The sequence below is a fragment of the Perlucidibaca piscinae DSM 21586 genome (assembly GCF_000420045.1).
GTDB classification, from domain to species: domain Bacteria; phylum Pseudomonadota; class Gammaproteobacteria; order Pseudomonadales; family Moraxellaceae; genus Perlucidibaca; species Perlucidibaca piscinae.
Map to the genome: position 1 here is coordinate 1 of NZ_ATUE01000005.1, position 16972 is coordinate 16972.

The 16972-nt window shown below is 67.5% G+C and carries 16 protein-coding genes; 9 read left to right on the plus strand and 7 right to left on the minus strand.

All coding sequences use genetic code 11. The features are described from left to right. The 4 genes from F595_RS0100070 to yjgA all read left to right on the plus strand — a co-directional run. On the plus strand, positions 1–258 hold a 258-nt coding region (locus tag F595_RS0100070; RefSeq protein WP_022954820.1), incomplete at its 5' end, for an integrase core domain-containing protein. A 104-nt stretch (positions 259–362) separates the two neighbouring features. Beyond that, a complete protein-coding gene (gene rapZ, locus F595_RS0100075; RefSeq protein WP_022954821.1) occupies positions 363–1241 on the plus strand; it encodes an RNase adapter RapZ in 879 nt (292 codons plus the stop codon). Further along, on the plus strand, positions 1238–1513 hold the full coding sequence (locus F595_RS0100080) for an HPr family phosphocarrier protein (RefSeq protein ID WP_022954822.1): 276 nt from the start codon (positions 1238–1240) through the stop codon (positions 1511–1513). Before rapZ ends, F595_RS0100080 begins: the two co-directional genes overlap by 4 nt. A 77-nt stretch (positions 1514–1590) precedes the next feature. Then, on the plus strand, positions 1591–2124 hold the full coding sequence (gene yjgA / locus F595_RS0100085; protein WP_022954823.1) for a ribosome biogenesis factor YjgA: 534 nt from the start codon (positions 1591–1593) through the stop codon (positions 2122–2124). Here yjgA and F595_RS0100090 read toward each other — a convergent pair. The 7 genes from F595_RS0100090 to F595_RS0100120 form a co-directional block, all read right to left on the minus strand. Continuing rightward, positions 2121–2954: a nitrilase-related carbon-nitrogen hydrolase gene (locus tag F595_RS0100090; protein WP_022954824.1), complete on the minus strand. Its 834-nt coding sequence runs from the start codon at positions 2952–2954 to the stop codon at positions 2121–2123. The two genes, yjgA and F595_RS0100090, sit on opposite strands and share 4 nt — an antisense overlap. Further along, positions 2951–6709, minus strand: a complete 3759-nt coding sequence (locus F595_RS0100095; RefSeq protein WP_022954825.1) for a YhdP family phospholipid transporter — start codon at positions 6707–6709, stop codon at positions 2951–2953. The genes F595_RS0100090 and F595_RS0100095 overlap by 4 nt, the downstream gene beginning before the upstream one ends. Positions 6710–6731: 22 nt before the next feature. Beyond that, positions 6732–8210: a ribonuclease G gene (gene rng, locus F595_RS0100100; protein WP_022954826.1), complete on the minus strand. Its 1479-nt coding sequence runs from the start codon at positions 8208–8210 to the stop codon at positions 6732–6734. Positions 8211–8213: 3 nt separating this feature from the next. Further along, positions 8214–8792, minus strand: coding sequence for a Maf family protein (locus F595_RS0100105; protein WP_022954827.1), 579 nt, complete (start codon positions 8790–8792; stop codon positions 8214–8216). 3 nt (positions 8793–8795) lie between these two features. Next, positions 8796–9269, minus strand: coding sequence for a rod shape-determining protein MreD (gene mreD, locus F595_RS0100110; RefSeq protein WP_022954828.1), 474 nt, complete (start codon positions 9267–9269; stop codon positions 8796–8798). Then, positions 9253–10458: a rod shape-determining protein MreC gene (mreC, locus tag F595_RS0100115; RefSeq protein ID WP_022954829.1), complete on the minus strand. Its 1206-nt coding sequence runs from the start codon at positions 10456–10458 to the stop codon at positions 9253–9255. The genes mreD and mreC overlap by 17 nt, the downstream gene beginning before the upstream one ends. A 140-nt stretch (positions 10459–10598) precedes the next feature. Continuing rightward, positions 10599–11636 (minus strand): rod shape-determining protein, encoded by a 1038-nt coding sequence (locus F595_RS0100120; RefSeq protein ID WP_026913050.1) that lies wholly within the window; start codon positions 11634–11636, stop codon positions 10599–10601. A gap of 203 nt (positions 11637–11839) precedes the next feature. Between F595_RS0100120 and gatC the strand changes: the two genes are divergently transcribed. From gatC to F595_RS0100145, 5 genes are all read left to right on the plus strand, one after another. Next, complete coding sequence (gene gatC, locus F595_RS0100125; protein ID WP_022954831.1) at positions 11840–12127, plus strand: Asp-tRNA(Asn)/Glu-tRNA(Gln) amidotransferase subunit GatC; 288 nt, start codon at positions 11840–11842, stop codon at positions 12125–12127. Between the two features lie 18 nt (positions 12128–12145). Next, positions 12146–13627, plus strand: a complete 1482-nt coding sequence (gatA, locus tag F595_RS0100130) for an Asp-tRNA(Asn)/Glu-tRNA(Gln) amidotransferase subunit GatA (protein ID WP_026913051.1) — start codon at positions 12146–12148, stop codon at positions 13625–13627. Positions 13628–13640: 13 nt separating this feature from the next. After that, on the plus strand, positions 13641–15110 hold the full coding sequence (gatB, locus tag F595_RS0100135) for an Asp-tRNA(Asn)/Glu-tRNA(Gln) amidotransferase subunit GatB (protein WP_022954833.1): 1470 nt from the start codon (positions 13641–13643) through the stop codon (positions 15108–15110). 71 nt (positions 15111–15181) lie between these two features. Continuing rightward, positions 15182–15955, plus strand: a complete 774-nt coding sequence (locus F595_RS0100140) for an alpha/beta fold hydrolase (protein ID WP_022954834.1) — start codon at positions 15182–15184, stop codon at positions 15953–15955. Positions 15956–15963: 8 nt separating this feature from the next. Next, positions 15964–16968 carry a zinc-binding alcohol dehydrogenase family protein gene (locus F595_RS0100145; RefSeq protein WP_022954835.1) on the plus strand — a complete coding sequence of 335 codons (1005 nt, stop codon included), beginning with the start codon at positions 15964–15966 and terminating at the stop codon, positions 16966–16968. The last annotated feature ends 4 nt before the right edge of the window (positions 16969–16972 follow it).

A 16972-nucleotide genomic window follows, 5' to 3' on the forward strand; every position in this document is an offset into this window, starting at 1 on the left:
TACTGCTCACGGGTATATCAGCAGCTGCATGAGCGTCATGGCATACGCTGTTCGATGACAGACGGCTATGACTGTTACCAAAATGCCCTGGCGGAGCGGGTCAACGGCATCTTGAAGTGCGAGCTGCTGTTGCAGCGTCCACATGACCTGCTGGAGGCAAGGAAAATGGTCATGGAGTCGGTGACCATCTACAACCAGGAGCGTCCGCATCTGGCGCTGAAATACAAAACGCCCGATGCAATGCACCGGGCGTTTTGAGAGAAACAGGTGTCAACCTATTTCAGGACTGGACACAGACGCACACTTGCCAAGGTTGCGGCGGACAGTGACGATACCGCCATACGACTGCATCGAGGTGACAGATGAAACTGGTGATCGTCAGCGGGCGATCCGGATCCGGCAAGTCCACGGCGCTGCATCAGCTCGAGGACATCGGCTACTACTGTGTCGACAACCTGCCCGTGGCGCTGCTGCCGGAGCTGGTCGCAACCTTTCGTCCGTCCTCCGGCGAGCGACCCATGCGCCTCGCCGTGGGCATTGACGCGCGCAACCGCAGTCAGGATCTGTCACGCTTTGCCGACATCGCCGAGACCCTGCGCGAGCAGGGCTGCAATCCGGAAATCGTCTTTCTCGATGCCCGTGACGACGTTCTGCTGGCGCGCTTCAGCTCGACGCGCCGCCGCCACCCGCTGAGCAGCAGCCAGCGCTCGCTGTCCGAGGCCCTGGCCTACGAACGCGAGCTGCTGGGGGCGATTTCCGATCACGCCCACCTTCGCCTGGACAGCACGTCGCTGTCGGTGCATGACCTGCGCGAAACCCTCAAGTGCCGCCTCGGCGACCGCGAGCACCGCGCCATACGCACCATTCTCATCGAATCCTTTGCCTTCAAGCACGGCGTGCCGCTGGATGCCGACCTGGTCTTCGACGTGCGCTGCCTGCCCAACCCGCACTGGGAGGCCGCGCTGCGTGACCTGACCGGTCTCGATGAGCCCGTGGTGGAGTTCCTCGACGGCCAGACCATGGTCAATGCCCTGCATGCCGACCTGCTCGGCTTTCTGGGTCGCTGGCTGCCCTGCCTGCAGGCCAGCGACCGCAACTACGTCACCGTTGCCATCGGCTGCACGGGCGGGCAACATCGTTCGGTATACATGGTTGAGCGCCTGGCCGCCGATCTCGGCGACTCGCTGGGCGAGCTGCAGATCCGCCACCGCGAACTGAACCGCAAGGGGATCACGGCATGAGCCGACACGAGGTCGACGTCGACATCATCAATCGCCTGGGTCTGCATGCCCGCGCGGCGGCCAAGCTGGTCGAGACCGTGTCCGGCTACCGTTCCAGCATCCGCATCGGTCGTGGCGAACGCCTGGTCGATGCCCGCAGCATCATGGCGCTGCTCATGCTGGGCGCCGGCCAGGGCAGCCGTCTGCGCCTGGAGATCGACGGCGCCGACGCCGACGCCGCGCTGGCCGGGGTCACCGCATTGATCGCCAATCGCTTCGGCGAGGCCGACTGACACCACCCCGCAAGCGCGTGGCCGACAGCCGCTTTCTGCTATGATGCGCGCCCTTCACGCCTGCGCCGGAGACTGGCATGTGCCCCCGCCCACCCGCTGATGACGATCTGGATGACTTTGGTCCGAGCAAGTCTGACCAGAAGAAGTCCATGGAACGTCTGCAGGCGCTGGGAGAGCGTCTCGCCGAGCAGCGCGAAGATCAGCTGCGCAAGCTGCCGCTGGACGAGGTCCTGCTCGGCGCCCTGCTCGAGCTCAAGCGTCTGAAGGCACACGAGGCGATTCGCCGGCAGAAGCAGTTCATCGGCAAGCTGATGCGTCATGCCGATGAGGAAGCCTTGCTGAACGCGCTCAATCCGTTGCGCAATCCGGCCTTGCTGCGCCAGCTCGATCTGATCCTGGAGCGTCTGATGCAGCAGGGAGACGAGGCCCTGTCAGAGGTGCTGACGCGTTTCCCGGCCGCCGAGCGCCATACCCTGCGCCAGCATGTCCGGCTGGCACGCAAGGAACGCGAACGCGAGCAGGAAACCGGCGTCACCGCCGCCAATCCGGAAACCACCGCCCGCCACAAGCTCTGGCTGTATCTGCGCGAACTTGCCGCGCTGGCAAGCTAGGCCGGCTGATCACGCCGGTGCGCATGCACCGGCATCTGCAGACGCCAGCGCTGCTGCTGCTGGCGATCCCAGCAGGCCGTGACCAGGCCGGGACCGTTCTCGCTTCGCTCCGCCAGCACCTGCCCCCAGGCGTCCACGATCTGGCTGTGCCCCCAGGTGACACGTGTCGGCGAGTGCCGGCCGCCCTGCCCCGCGCCTATCACCAGACACTGGTTCTCGATGGCGCGGGCACGCAGCAGCACCTGCCAGTGCGCCTCGCCGGTCACTGCCGTGAAGGCGGCCGGGACCACCAGCAGATCGGCGCCGAGGTCGCGCAGCCTGGCTGCCTGCAGCGGAAAGCGCAGGTCGTAGCAGGTGAGCACGCCGATGGCACCGAACGGCGTCGCGATCACGTCGAGCGCGTCGCCCGGCTCGTAGGTCAGAGACTCCTGGTAGCGTCCCTGCGAATCCGCCACGTCAACGTCGAAAAGATGACGCTTGTCATAGCGACCGAGCACGCTGCCGTCAGCGGCGAAGACCCAGGTCGCGCTGCGCACGCGCCCGTTCGGAACCGGCGAACCGTCCGGCCGCAGTGGCGCCGGCAAGGTACCGGCGACCAGCACCAGACCATGCCGCTGCGCCTGCGCGGCCAGCCAGTCGACAATTTCAGGGGTCTGCGCAGCCACCTTCAGGGCCGCACCCGGACCGAAGGCGGCGACGTTTTCCGGCAGCACCAGCAGCTGCACCCCGTTGTCGGCCGCGTCGGCCATGGCCTCGGCCAGGGCCGGTCGGTTATGTTCCCAGAGATCCTGGCTGCAGGCCTGCCAGGCAGCGACCCGGATGCCGGTCATGGCGTGACCGCCTCGGCCGGCGCCTCTGGCACACGCTCGCCGGAGCCGGCCTCTGCCGGGGCCGGCGTGCTGACCGCCTCCGTGTCCCTGCCGTCCTTGCCCGACAGCAGATCCGTCGTCGGCAACGACTCCAGGGTCTCGTTGACAATGCGCGGATCTTCCCAGCGTCCGGACACGTGGTAACGCACCGAGGTCAGGCGGGCGAGTCGCTTGTCGAGCAGCAGATCGGCCGCCACCAGCGCGCCCCCGACCACGGGACCGGCGAGCAGCCCGGCCACCACCGGCACCGCACTGCTGACCGGGATGCCGATGCGCAGATGCTGGTCGATCTCATGTGTCTTCAGGTTCACCCAGCCCTTGCCGCGCACGGTCACGGACGGGCCATCGAGCTCGATTTCGGTGGAACGGATGACGCCCTGCTGCAGCTGGCCTTGCAGGGTCAGCCGGTCGAAGTTGATGCCCTTGCGGGTGACGTCGCTGAAATCCAGGCGCAGTCGCCGCAGGATGTTGCTGGCATTGAGCAGCCCGAACAGGCGGGTGGCCACGTTGATGCCCTTGACGTCGACCAGGCGTCCCTTCTGCATCGCCGCCTGCAGCGAGCCCTGCAGGGTGTCCAGACTCAGATTCTGCGGCGACCCGGGCCATTGCAGAACCAGCTTGCCGCTGACGTTCTCGCTGTGCAGCGCCGGATCCTGCCCCAGCTGGGACAGCAGACGACGCAGATCATTGCTGGCGACATCACCGCGCAGGGTGGTCTGCGTGCGCGTCCAGCCAAGGCTGCCGTTGAACTGGAATTGCGGCTGCCGCAGCTGCAGATCCTCCAGGCGCCAGAGCCCGGGCTCGGTCTGCAGGCGCGCACTGACTTCGGTCGCCGGCCAGGCTGGCAGCGACGGGCTGGTCAGCCCCTGGGCACGCAACATCCAGCCCGTGTTCTGGCGCGTGGCGCGGAAGCGTGTCGGACCCAGCGTCACGTCACCGGCCTGCACCGTCTCGGCCTGGATCAGCACCTGCTCCAGTGCCGGCGCGACAGGCGCGGCAGTCGACGCCGCTGCCGAGGCCGGCATCATGCCCGCCAGCGCCTTCTGCCAGCTGGTCAGATCCAGCGCAGCCAGCTTGGCGTCGATGAAAATGCCAGGCTGCTCGGGCCAGGCCGGTGTCGCGTAGCCACTGCGCAGCAAGGCGCGATGCAGACGCCCGTCCTTCCAGGCCAGTCCGGCCTGCAAGGCACCGGTCAGCGTGGCGCGGGCCAGGTGCTCGCCATCTCCAAGCTTGCCCTGGTAAAGCAGCGGCATGCGCCGTGCGGCCGGCTTGCCCAGCGGTGCCGGCAGCAGCACCTGGACGCCCTCCAGGGTCGAGCTGATGCGCAGGTCCGGCTGACCTGGCGCTGCCACCGGCCAGTCGACCTGCACGCTGGCCGGGGCGCTGCCACGCAGAAAGCTCGCCAAGGGCAGGCGCGACCATTCGGCCAGCGCCGTCATCGAGACCGGGGCATTGACCTGGATCTGCTGTCGCCACCAGCGTCCGCCACGTTGCTGACCACCCAGCACGACCTGCGCCGGCGCATCCCAGAGCTGGCCGCGAAGGGTCCCGCTGAGACCGGCATGGCGATCGAACACCAGCGGACCGTTGACCCCGGTGAACGTCAGCCCCGGACCGGGCAGCGTGAGCTCGGCATCCCGGGTCACCGCCTCGACGCGAACTCGGCTTTCACCCTGCTCGCGCCCCAGCGGTATCTCCAGCGCCAGATGCGCCTGACTCGGACCCTTCATCTGCAGCGCCTTGGCCACGCCTGCCGTGCGGGTGCGGATGGGCGACTCGGTGAGCAGGCGCTGCACCACCTGCAGATCGGTGTCGAGGTCGGCACTCACGCTCAGACGCGGCTTCTTGAGGTCGGCAACCTCGGCGCGCAGGTGAGTGGCACGGGCGCCCATCACCGTTGCGCGCTGGCCCGTCACCAGCAACTGCCGCCCGATGATGCTGATCTCGCCATCCAGCCCGGTCACCGCCGGCCACCCCGGGACATAGTCGAGATGAGCCTGACTCAGGCCCAGGCGCATGTCGAAGCGCCCGCTGTGGCCCTCACCGAAAAGCGTTCCGCTGTACAGGAAGGTGCCGTGCGGCACCTTGCCGCCCACCAGTGCCTTCTGAAGCCAGGCCAGCGTCTTGTCGCCAGCCGCGTGCCAGGGCACGTAACGCCACGCGCTGGCAACATCGGCATCCGCGATGCCGGCCAGCAGGTCGAGCCTGGCATCCTGACGCCGGTCCAGCGGCCATTGCACGGCCAGCTGGACATGGCCGCGGGCATCCGGGGTAGCCAGATCCAGGCGGCCGCTGTCGACATGCCAGACCCGGTCACGCAGATACCAGCGCAGTCCGCCCTGCAGACGCTGGATGCGCAGCGGCTCACGCAACGTGGTGTGCAGATCGATGACCGCCGTGCGGGTATCCAGGTACAGCAGCCCTCCCTCGGGCCCGGCCTGCAGCCAGCCACCGAGTCCGGAAAAGCCTGGCGAGGTGGCCGTGGGCTTGATCTGCAAGGCCTTGAATTCGGCACTGGCTTCGCGGAAGGACCAGGACGCCTCCGTGCGCGCCAGTCGCAGCTGCAGACGCGGCAGCACCCCGGCTGGCTCGCGTGCCAGCACCAGCTCACGCACCGCTGCCGGCAGCTGCGGATAGCGCAAGGCCAGGGCACGACCGGCCTGCAGATCGACACGGGCCAGATTGAGCAGCAGCCGCTCGCCATCGTAATCGGCGGCCGCGCGCTTGAACGGCAGCGGCAGGTCATTGAGACGGCCCTGCAGGTTGTCCGCGCCCAGGCGCCAGACATGGCGATCACGGGTCAGTGCCAGCGTGCCGCGAAAGGCCTTGATGCGTTGCTGCTGCCCTGCCGGCCACGGCACATCCGCGGCAAGGTCATTGATCTGCAGGGTGCTGCGACCAGGCAAGCCGCCCTCGCTGTCGAGCCAGAGCTGGCCACGCCCGGAACGCACGCGCAGCTCGGACAGCAGCGGCACGGCCTGCCACCAGGGCTGCCATGCCGCCAGGCTGGCGGCATCCAGGTGAAGCTGCCAGGGCGTGCTGCGCCAGGCCATGGGATCGCCGGCAACCACCAGCAAGGCCTGCTGCCAGTCCTTCTCCTGCCGCGGCTTGAGCAGCAGCTGCACGCGATAGTCACCGCTGCGGCGATACTGGGTGAGCTGGCGCACCAGCAGGGTCTGCGGCGACTGGTCGGGCAACAGCCAGTGCAGGCGGCTGTCGAGCACGGTCAGGCCCGGCTGCGCCAGAACCCACGCCAGGGTCTTGCGCGCCCGCGCCGGATCGCTGCGGCCGAGACCGGCCAGCTCGCGCACTTCAACCTTGCCCTCGGCAGACACGGACAGGGTCAGCTCCAGCCCTTCGATCCGGGTACGCAAACGCGGGCTGAGATCGCGCAGCGAGGCCCACCAGTCCGGTTCAAGGGTGAGTGCGGGCACGGTCAGCAGGGGCTGCCGCGGCGCCCTGGCATCGGCCAGGCTCAGGCCGCTGACGCGCAACACCGGGTTGAGACGATGCCAGTCGCCCTGCAGATCCTGCATGCGGACGGCAAATCCGGTACGCGCGGACAGAAGCTCCTCGATGTAGGGCTTGCGCTCCGCCACCAGCGGCATCAGTTCACGGCCGATGCCCACCAGCACGGCCAGCGGAATCAGCACCGCCGCCATGCACCAGAGCAGGCCGTGAATCAGGCGATCAAGCCGGGAGACAGGATGTGACATCGCTCATCCCGTCCGCTGCTGACTAGAGCAGAACGACATCGTACTGCTCCTGGCTGTACATGGCCTCGACCTGGAAGCGGATCGGATGACCGACGAAGTGCTCCAGATCCGCCACTGCCGCCGACTCCTCGCCCAGCAGGCGATCCACCACGCGCTGGTTGGCGATCACCGCGTAGCCGTTGGCGGCGTCATAGGCGCGCGCCTCGCGCAGGATCTCGCGGAAGATCTCGAAGCACACGGTCTCGGCAGTCTTCACCGTGCCACGGCCCTCGCACACCGGACAGGGCTCGCAGAGCAGCTGCTCCAGCGACTCGCGGGTGCGCTTGCGGGTCATCTCGACAAGACCGAGCTCGGAGACCTGGGTGATCTTGGTGCGGGCATGATCCCGCGCCAGCATCTTCTCCAGCGAACGCAGCACCTGGTTGCGATGCTCGGCCTCCTCCATGTCAATGAAGTCGATGATGATGATGCCGCCGAGATTGCGCAGACGCAGCTGGCGCGCGATCGCGTGCGTGGCCTCGAGGTTGGTCTTGAACACGGTGTCTTCAAGGGAGCGGGATCCCACGAACGACCCGGTGTTGACGTCGACCGTGGTCATCGCCTCGGTCTGGTCAATGATCAGGTAGCCGCCGGACTTGAGCAGCACCTTGCGCTGCAGGGCTTTCTGCAGGTCATCCTCGACATTGTAGAGATCGAACAGCGGGCGCTCGCCCGGATAGTGCTCGAGGCGCGCCGCCACGCCGGGCACGAAGGCCTGGGCGAACTCGCCGGCACGCGCCATGGTTTCGCGCGAATCGATCAGCACCTTGGCGACATGCGAGCCGACCAGATCACGCAGGGTGCGCAGCGACAGCGGCAGCTCCTCGGCAATCAGTGCCGGCCCCTCGGTGACGCGCGCGGTGTCACGGACATGCAGCCAGAGCTTGAGGAGAAAGTCCATGTCGTGACGCAGCGCCGCCTCGTCGACCGCCTCGGCCACGGTACGCACGATGAAGCCGCCACCCAGATCGGCCGCCATGTCGCCACGCAGTGCAAACACCAGCTGGCGCAGACGCTCGCGCTCGCCCTCCTCCTCGATCTTCTGCGACACCCCGATCTGCTCGCCAAACGGCATGTAGACCAGATAGCGCGACGGGATGGACAGCTCCATGGTCAGGCGCGCGCCCTTGCTGCCCATCATGTCCTTCATCACCTGCACGGTGATGGAGTTTCCCTCGTGCAGCTCGTGAATCGCGACCGGACGCCGCCCTGTCGGACCGAGACGGACCTCGTTGAGGTGGATGAAGGCGGTGCGGCTCAGGCCGATGTCGACAAAGGCCGCCTGCATGCCTGGCAGCACGCGCACGATGCGGCCGCGATAGATGTTGCCGACCAGTCCGCGACGGGCCGTGCGTTCGATGTAAAGCTCCTGCACCACCCCGTTCTCGACCAGGGCGACGCGGGACTCCATGGGCGTGACATTGATCAGCACTTCATCCGTGTTCGGTGAACGGACTTGCATGGGTCACTCCCGGAACGGAAATTGGTGCTGCGCGAGCAGATCCGCGGTCTCGCTCAGCGGCAGGCCGACCACATTGCTGTAACAGCCATGGATCGCCTTCACGTACAACGCCGCCCGTCCCTGGATGGCATAACCGCCGGCCTTGTCGGCGGGCTCTCCGGTCTGCCAGTAGGCCAGCCTGTCCGCCTCCGGAATCGGCAGAAAGGTCACCTGCGTCCTCACCACCCGGGTCTCGATGCGACCGTCATGCCAGAGCGCGACACCGGTCAGCACGCAGTGGTCCGGCGACGGCAGCAGCGACCATATGCGGCAGGCATCGGCGAAGTCCGCCGGCTTGCCGAGAATCTCGCCGCCTGCCGACACAGTGGTGTCCGCCGCCAGCACGTAGGCCGATGGCCGGCCTATCCCGGCGGCACCGGCCAGTGCCTTGCTGCGCGCCAGACGCTCGACATAGGCCTCGGGCGTCTCGCCCGCCTGCACCGACTCGTCGATGCTGACCGCATGCACCACCGGATGGATGCCGATCTGCTGCAGCAGCGCAAGCCGGCGCGGCGAGCTCGAGGCCAGGAACAGTGAGGCCATGATTCAGCGCTGGGTCCAGCGACGCAAGGACAAGAGGACGGTCGGCCAGACCAGGGCGCTGGCCAGCACCGGAAGCAGGTGCAGAGACGCCGGCGGCGAGGTGTCGACCAGACCCAGCAAGGTCAGCGTGATCAGCCGGCTGACCAGCACCAGGAACAGGATCAGCGCCGTGGTCTGGCGCACGGAGAAGATGCCTGCCCAGCGCTGCGTCATGCGCGCCAGTGCCACCACCGCGATCAGCGCCATGCCGTGAATGCCCAGCGGCGTGGCGAGCAGGATGTCGAGCAGCACGCCCAGCACCACGGCCGTCCATACGCCGACCCACATCGGCGCATGCATGACCCAGAACACCAGCACCAGCGTGACCCAGTCCGGCCGCCACGGCGCAAGCTCGGGCGGCAACGGCACGATGGCCAGCAGGAAGGCCGCGATGAAGCTGAGTACCAGCGGCAGGAACGGACTACGGCGACGGGACATGACGTGTCTCAGGAACAGCAGGGGCGACAGGTGGCTTGGCAGCCGGCAGGTTCGGCGCACGCGCAGCAGGCTGGGCAGTCGGTGCAGCCCGCACGGCCGGCGCCGGGGCGGAAGCAGGCCGGACAGCGGCCGAGGCGGTGGTCGTGGCGGCAGGGGTCGGGACGGCATGGGCCGGGGCTGCAACCGTGGCTGGCGTTGCCACGGCGCTGGCCGCAGCAGGCGTGGTGGCTGGCGTTGCCGCGCCGGCTTGAGCGGGCATCACGCCAGCGGATATCTGCGAGGCAGGCGCTGCGCCTGTCGCCGGCAGCGCGTCCGCCGGGGCGGCTTCGTCACCCGGCCCCATGCGCAGCGGCTGATCCACCGTGGCTGGCGCAAATGCCTGCGGGCGCTCGAACAGGGCCAGCACGTAGCGACTGCGATCCAGCGCGGCAATCGGACTGGCACTGATTTCGAGGAATTGTTCCCCGCCGCGATGGCGGATCTCGGTGACGCGCCCGACCGGGTACCCGGCCGGGAAGTCCTGGCCGAGACCGGAGGTCACCAGAAGATCGCCGCGCTTGATGTCGGACTTGACTGGCACATACTGCAGGCGCAGATCGGCGGCATCGCCGGTACCGCTGAGGATGGCCCGCATGCCGTTGCGGTTGATGCGCACCGGCACCGAATGCTGACGGTCACTGACCAGCATCAGGCGGGCCGTGTGCTGGCCGAGCTGAACCACGCGGCCGAGCACGCCACGCGCATCCAGTACCGGCTGCCCGAGGTAGAGCCCGTCACGCGCGCCCTGGTTGATGAGCAGGACATGGCGGCTGGGATCGGGATCGATGCCGATGACTTCGGCAACCAGCACCTTGCTCTCCAGACGCTGGGCAGCCTGCATGAGACCGCGCAGACGCGCATTGTCGCTGGCCAGATAGGACAGCTTCTGCACGTTCGCCGACAGCATCAGGTTCTGCTGACGCAGGCGCTCGTTGTCGGCGCGCAGCTGGGAGCCGAAGCGCAGGCTGTCACTGAGTTCGTCCCAGAGCTTGCCGGGCCAGGCAATGACCATGAAGACCGGCTCAAACAGGCTGTAGACGGCGGTGCGCATGGCCGCGGCCGGCGCCATGCGCTGGGCGTCGGCGACCAGCAGGACCAGCATCAGGGCCATCGCGGCAAACAGGTGCAGGGCCTCGCCCCGGCCACGCAAGAAAAGCGATTCGTTAATGGTGACACCCCCGCAAAAGTCGCCCTGTGTTTATACACCGGGGCGGCTGCCGTAACGACGGCCAGCCTGCTGTGCACACGAAAAAAAGCCGGCGATTGCCGGCTTTTTCCACACCGCCAGGATCAGTCCTGGAACAGCATGTCGTAGGCGATGTTGTCGATGAACTCGAGAGCACGGCCGCCGCCACGGGCAACGCAGGTCAGCGGATCTTCGGCGACGATCACCGGCAGGCCGGTTTCCTTGGCCAGCAGCTTGTCGAGGTCGCGCAGCAGCGCGCCGCCACCGGTCAGCACCATGCCACGCTCGGCGATGTCTGCGGAGAGTTCGGCCGGGGTCTGCTCGAGGGCGCTCTTGATGGCGGTGACGATGCCGGTCAGCGGATCCTGGATGGCACCGAGGATCTCGTCCGAGTTCAGGGTGAAGGTGCGCGGCACGCCCTCGGCCAGATTGCGGCCGCGGACTTCGATTTCACGCAGTTCGCCACCCGGGTAGGCGGTACCGATTTCCTGCTTGATGCGCTCGGCGGTGGCTTCACCGATCAGGCAGCCATGCTGGCGACGCACATAGGACACGATGCAGTCATCGAGCAGGTCGCCACCGATGCGCACGGAGTCGGAGTAGACCGAACCGGACAGCGAGATGACGGCGATCTCGGTGGTGCCGCCACCGATGTCGACGACCATGGAGCCGCAGGCCTGTTCGATGGGCAGGCCGGCACCGATGGCAGCGGCCATCGGCTCCTCAATCAGGCGCACTTCGCGGGCACCGGCACCGAGCACGGACTCGCGGATGGCGCGGCGCTCGACCAGGGTCGACTTGCAGGGCACGCAGACCAGGACGCGCGGACGCGGGGGCAGCATGCCCGACTCGTGCACCTTCTTGATGAAATACTGCAGCATCTTCTCGGTGACTTCGAAGTCGGCGATGACGCCGTCCTTGAGCGGACGGATGGCCGAGATGTTGCCAGGCGTGCGACCCAGCATGCGCTTGGCATCGGTGCCGACGGCAGCAACGGTCTTGGTGGCACCGGTGGTGCGGATGGCGACCACGGATGGCTCGTCGAGGACGATGCCGCGTTCCGGCACGTAGACGAGGGTGTTGGCCGTGCCAAGGTCGATGGCAAGGTCGGTCGAGAACAGGCCGAGAAGACGTTTGAACAGCATGGGAGACATCCGAATGGTGGAACGCGTCGGGCATGACGCAGACAGAGCCCGCGGAGTTGACATGAGACCCCGCTTTTGTGGGCGCTAGGTTAATCAAAAGGTCCATTTCGGACAAGTTAAGTTCTGTGATAAGTTGCTTGGTTTCCCCCTGTCACACCCGGGCGCTGGCCGCCCACGCCGTCTGCTTCGGAGCACTTTTCATGGCATTGACCGCCGATCAGGTCGGACGCATCGCGCATCTCGCACGCCTGCAGCTTCCCGCCGGGGAGCAGGCCCGCGTCACCGACAGCCTCAACAACATTCTCGGTCTCATCGATCAGCTGCAGGCCGCGGACACCACCGGCATCGCGCCCATGGCGCATCCGGTGGACGCCGTGCAGCCCCTGCGCGCCGACGAGGTCAGCGAAACCGACCACCGTGACGCCTACCAGCGCATCGCTCCGGCCGTGCAGGACGGCTGCTACCTCGTGCCACGCGTCGTCGAATAACAGGAAGCCATCATGAGCCTGCATACCCTGACCCTGGCCGAGCTGGCCGCCGGCCTGGATCGCCGGGACTACTCCAGCGTCGAGCTGACCCGTCACTTCCTGGATCGCATCTCCCGCTTCGACGCCGCCGCGACCGGCGGCCTCAACAGCTACATCACGGTGACACCGGAGCGCGCGCTGGCCCAGGCCGCCGCCGCCGATGCCGCCCGCGCCGCCGCCCGCTCCGGAACAGGGAGCGCCGGCCAGCTGACCGGCATCCCGCTGGCACAGAAGGACATCTTCTGCACCGAAGGCGTGAAGACCACCTGCGGCTCGAAGATGCTCGACAGCTTCATCTCGCCCTACAACGCCGAGGTCGTCACCCGCTGCGACGCCGCCGGTCTGGTCATGCTGGGCAAGACCAACATGGACGAGTTCGCCATGGGCTCGTCGAACGAGACCTCCTTCTACGGCGCGGTGAAGAACCCCTGGGATGTCACCCGCGTGCCCGGCGGCTCCTCCGGCGGCTCGGCCGCGGCCGTCGCCGCCCGCCTCGCACCGGCCGCCACCGGTACCGACACCGGCGGCTCCATCCGCCAGCCGGCCTCGCTGTGCAACCTGACCGGCCTCAAGCCCAGCTACGGACGCATCTCGCGCTGGGGCATGATCGCCTTCGCCTCCAGTCTCGACCAGGCCGGCCCGATGACGCAGACCGCCGAGGATGCCGCGCTGCTGCTGCAGGTCATGGCCGGGCATGACGCCAAGGACTCGACCAGCATCGACCATCCGGTGCCGGACTACCGCGCCACGCTCAACGACAGCCTGCAGGGGCTGCGCATCGGCCTGCCCAGGCAGTTCTTCGGCGAAGGCCTGAATGCCTCCACCGCCGCCCTTATCCAGGCCGCGATCAGGGAGCTTGAGAAACTGGGCGCCACCTGCGTCGAGGTCGACCTGCCCAACAGCGGCCTGTCGGTGCCGGCCTACTACGTGATCGCGCCGGCCGAATGCTCATCCAACCTGTCGCGTTTCGACGGCGTGCGCTTCGGCCACCGCTGCGACAACCCGAAGGATCTGGAAGACCTGTACAAGCGCTCGCGTGCCGAAGGCTTCGGCGAGGAAGTGCGTCGCCGCATCATGATCGGCACCTACGCCCTCTCGGCGGGCTACTACGATGCCTACTACCTGCAGGCACAGCGCGTTCGCCGCCTGATCAAGCAGGACTTCGACGCCGCCTTCGCGCACTGCGACGTGATTCTCGGCCCGACCGCGCCGGACACCGCATTCGCGCTGGGTGCCAAGCAGGAAGACCCGATCGCGATGTACCTGCAGGACATCTACACCATCGCCACCAACCTCGCCGGCCTGCCGGGCATGAGCATTCCTGCCGGCTTCAGCGCCGGCCTGCCGGTCGGTCTGCAGCTGATCGGCCCGTACTGGAGCGAGGCGCGTCTGCTCAATGTCGCGCACCGCTACCAGCAAGTCACCGACTGGCATCGCCAGCTGCCCGCCGCATTCGCCTGAGGAAGACCGAGAAATGACCTGGGAAGTTGTCATCGGGCTGGAAGTGCATGTCCAGCTCAACACCCGTTCGAAGATCTTTTCCGGCAGCGCCACCACCTTCGGCGCCGAGCCCAACACGCAGGCCAGCCTGATCGATCTCGGCATGCCGGGCGTGCTGCCGGTGCTCAATGCCGAGGCCGTCCGTCATGCCATCCGCTTCGGCCTCGGCATCGAGGCCGACATCGGCCGTCACTCGGTGTTCGCGCGCAAGAACTACTTCTACCCCGACCTGCCCAAGGGCTACCAGATCTCGCAGATGGACCATCCCATCGTGGGCAAGGGTCACATCGACATCACGCTCGATGACGGCACGGTGAAGCGCATCGGCATCACCCGCGCGCATCTCGAGGAGGACGCCGGCAAGTCGCTGCACGAGGACTTCTCGGGCATGACCGGCATCGACCTCAATCGCGCCGGCACGCCGCTGCTGGAAATCGTTTCCGAGCCCGACATGCGCTCGGCCAAGGAAGCCGTGGCCTATGCCAAGGCCATCCACGCGCTGATCCGCTACCTCGACATCTCCGACGGCAACATGGCCGAAGGCTCGATGCGCTGCGACTGCAACGTGTCGATCCGCCGACCCGGCCAGCCCTTCGGCACCCGCCGCGAAATCAAGAACGTGAACTCGTTCAAGTTCATCGAGAAGGCCATCCAGTCGGAAATCGCCTGGCAGATCGACGAGCTCGAATCGGGCCGCGCCATCACGCAGGCGACCGTGCTCTACGACGTCGCGAAGAACGAGACGCGCGCCATGCGCAGCAAGGAAGAAGCCAACGACTACCGCTACTTCCCCGACCCGGACCTGCTGCCGGTGGTAGTGGATGACGCCACGCTGGACGAGATCCGCGCCAGCCTGCCCGAACTGCCGGCCGCCAAGCGCCAGCGCTTCGAGAACGAGCTCGGCCTGTCCGCCTATGATGCCGGCGTGCTGGTCGCCAGCCGCGACCTCGCTGACTTCTTCGAGGGCACCCTGGCCGCGATTGGCGGGGCGGCAGCTGGTGGTGCCGCGGCGGCCAAGCCGGCTGCGAACTGGGTCACCGTGGAGCTGCTGGCCGCGCTCAACCGCTCGGAGCTCGACATCACTCAGTCACCGGTGTCGCCGGAGCAGCTCGGCGGACTGATCCGGCGCATCCTCGACAACACCATCTCCGGCAAGATCGCCAAGCAGGTGTTCGCCGCGCTGATGGCCGGTGAAGGCGCCAGCGCCGACGAGATCATCGAGAAGCAGGGTCTGAAGCAGGAAACCGATACCGGTGCCATCGAGGCCGTGCTGCAGGAGGTGATCGCCGCCAATGCCGCCCAGGTCGAGCAGTACCGTGCCTCGGACGAGGCCAAGCAGGCCAAGCTGTTCGGCTTCTTCGTCGGCCAGGCCATGAAGGCCTCGCGCGGCAAGGCCAACCCGGCCGTGGTCAACGAGCTGCTGAAGAAGCTGCTGGCGGGCTGACGCCAGCGCTGTTGACTACGCAGTCACTCTGGCTATAGTCGGGACCGGTCCACTGACAGGAATCCCGACTGATGAGCTGGCATTGTCTTGAACGCGGTCATGGCCGCCCGCTGGTGCTGCTGCATGGCATCGGCATGTCGCATACCGCGTGGTCGCCGGTGATCGAGCGGCTGGCGGAACAGCGCCGGGTGCTGGCGTTTGACATCCCCGGCTTCGGCCGCACGCCGCCGCTGACCGGTCAGGCGTCGCTGTCACGCCTGCTTGACGGCCTGCGTGACAGCCTGGCCGCTCATGGCATCCATGAGCCGGTGGCCATTGCCGGCAACTCCATGGGCGGCTGGCTGACCCTGGCGGCCGCCAGGGCCGGTCTGGCCAGCAGCGTCGCGGCAATCTCCCCGGCCGGGCTGTGCCCGTCCGATGCCGTGCCGGCGCATATCGCGCCCATCTTTGACATCACGCGCTGGTCGGTCAGGAATCTGCCCGGCCTGTCCAAGGCCCTGCTCTCGATCGCGCCCGTGCGCTCGCTGGCGCTGGCGGTTCCGGTCTCGGTGCGCGGCCATCGCATTCCGGCCGAGGCCACCAGCGGCTTCGTCGATGACATGCGCAACGCGCCCGGCTTCGACACCACCTACAACCTGATCGATGAAGTCGACGGGCTCGATGCCGTGACCATTCCGATGTCCATCGCCTTTGGCCGCAACGACTGGATCCTGACCGGACCGATGCGCTCGCGCAGCCTGCTGCCAGCACAGGCGCGCTGGCTGGAACCGCGCGGCTGGGGCCATGTGCCGATGTGGGATGACCCGCAAGGCGTGGCCGACTTCATTCTCGACAGCACGGCCTGAACGCCCCCATGAAGGCTGTCGGCTTCCTGCGCTGCGCCGAACTGTCCGAACCGGATGCCCTGCTCGACCTCGAGCTTCCGGAACCGGTGCCCGGTCCTGGTGATCTCCTGGTGGCCGTCGAGGCTGTCGGCATGAACCCGCTGGACACCAAGGTACGCCGCCTGCAGCCCCCCGCCGAGGGCCAGGCTCGCGTGCTGGGCTGGGATGTCGCCGGCACGGTGCTGGCCACGGGCCCGGCGGTTGACGGCTTCCAGCCCGGAGACCGGGTCTGGTATGCCGGCGCCCTGCATCGGGCGGGCGCGGCCAGCGAGCGCCATGTCGTTGATCATCGTCTGGTGTCACGACGCCCCGCCAGCTGGGACGCCGCACAGTGTGCCGCCCTGCCGCTGACCGCCATCACGGCCTGGGAACTGCTCTTCGACCGGCTCGGCGTCACCGCGACCAGCACGGGAGCGCTGCTGGTCACCGGAGCCGCCGGCGGAGTGGGCTCGATGCTGATTCAGCTCGCGCGTGCGCTCACGGGGCTGACCGTGGTGGCCACGGCATCACGGCCGGAAACCCGGGACTGGGCATCGGGCTTGGGAGCTCACCATGTCATCGATCATCACGAGGATCTGCTGGCTGCCTGGCAGGCACTGGGACTGGGCGAAGCCCCCTGGGTGGCCAGCCTGACCGCCACCGACCGGCATGCGCCGGCCCTGTCCGCACTGATGGCACCGCAGGGCCGGCTGGCCCTGATAGACGATCCGCAGCAGCTGGACATCCGCCTGTTCAAGCGCAAGAGCATTTCGCTGCACTGGGAGTACATGTTCACGCGCAGCCTGTTTGACACCACCGACGTGGCACGTCAGGGCGCCATTCTTGCCGAGGTCGCGGCACTGGCCGAGGCCGGTCGCCTGCGCAGCACCTTGCACACGCGGGGCGGCCCGATCACGGCCAACGCCATGCGGGCCGCGCAGGCCTGCCTGGAGCGCGGCGAGGCCATCGGCAAGATCGTGCTCGCCGGTTTCTAGCACG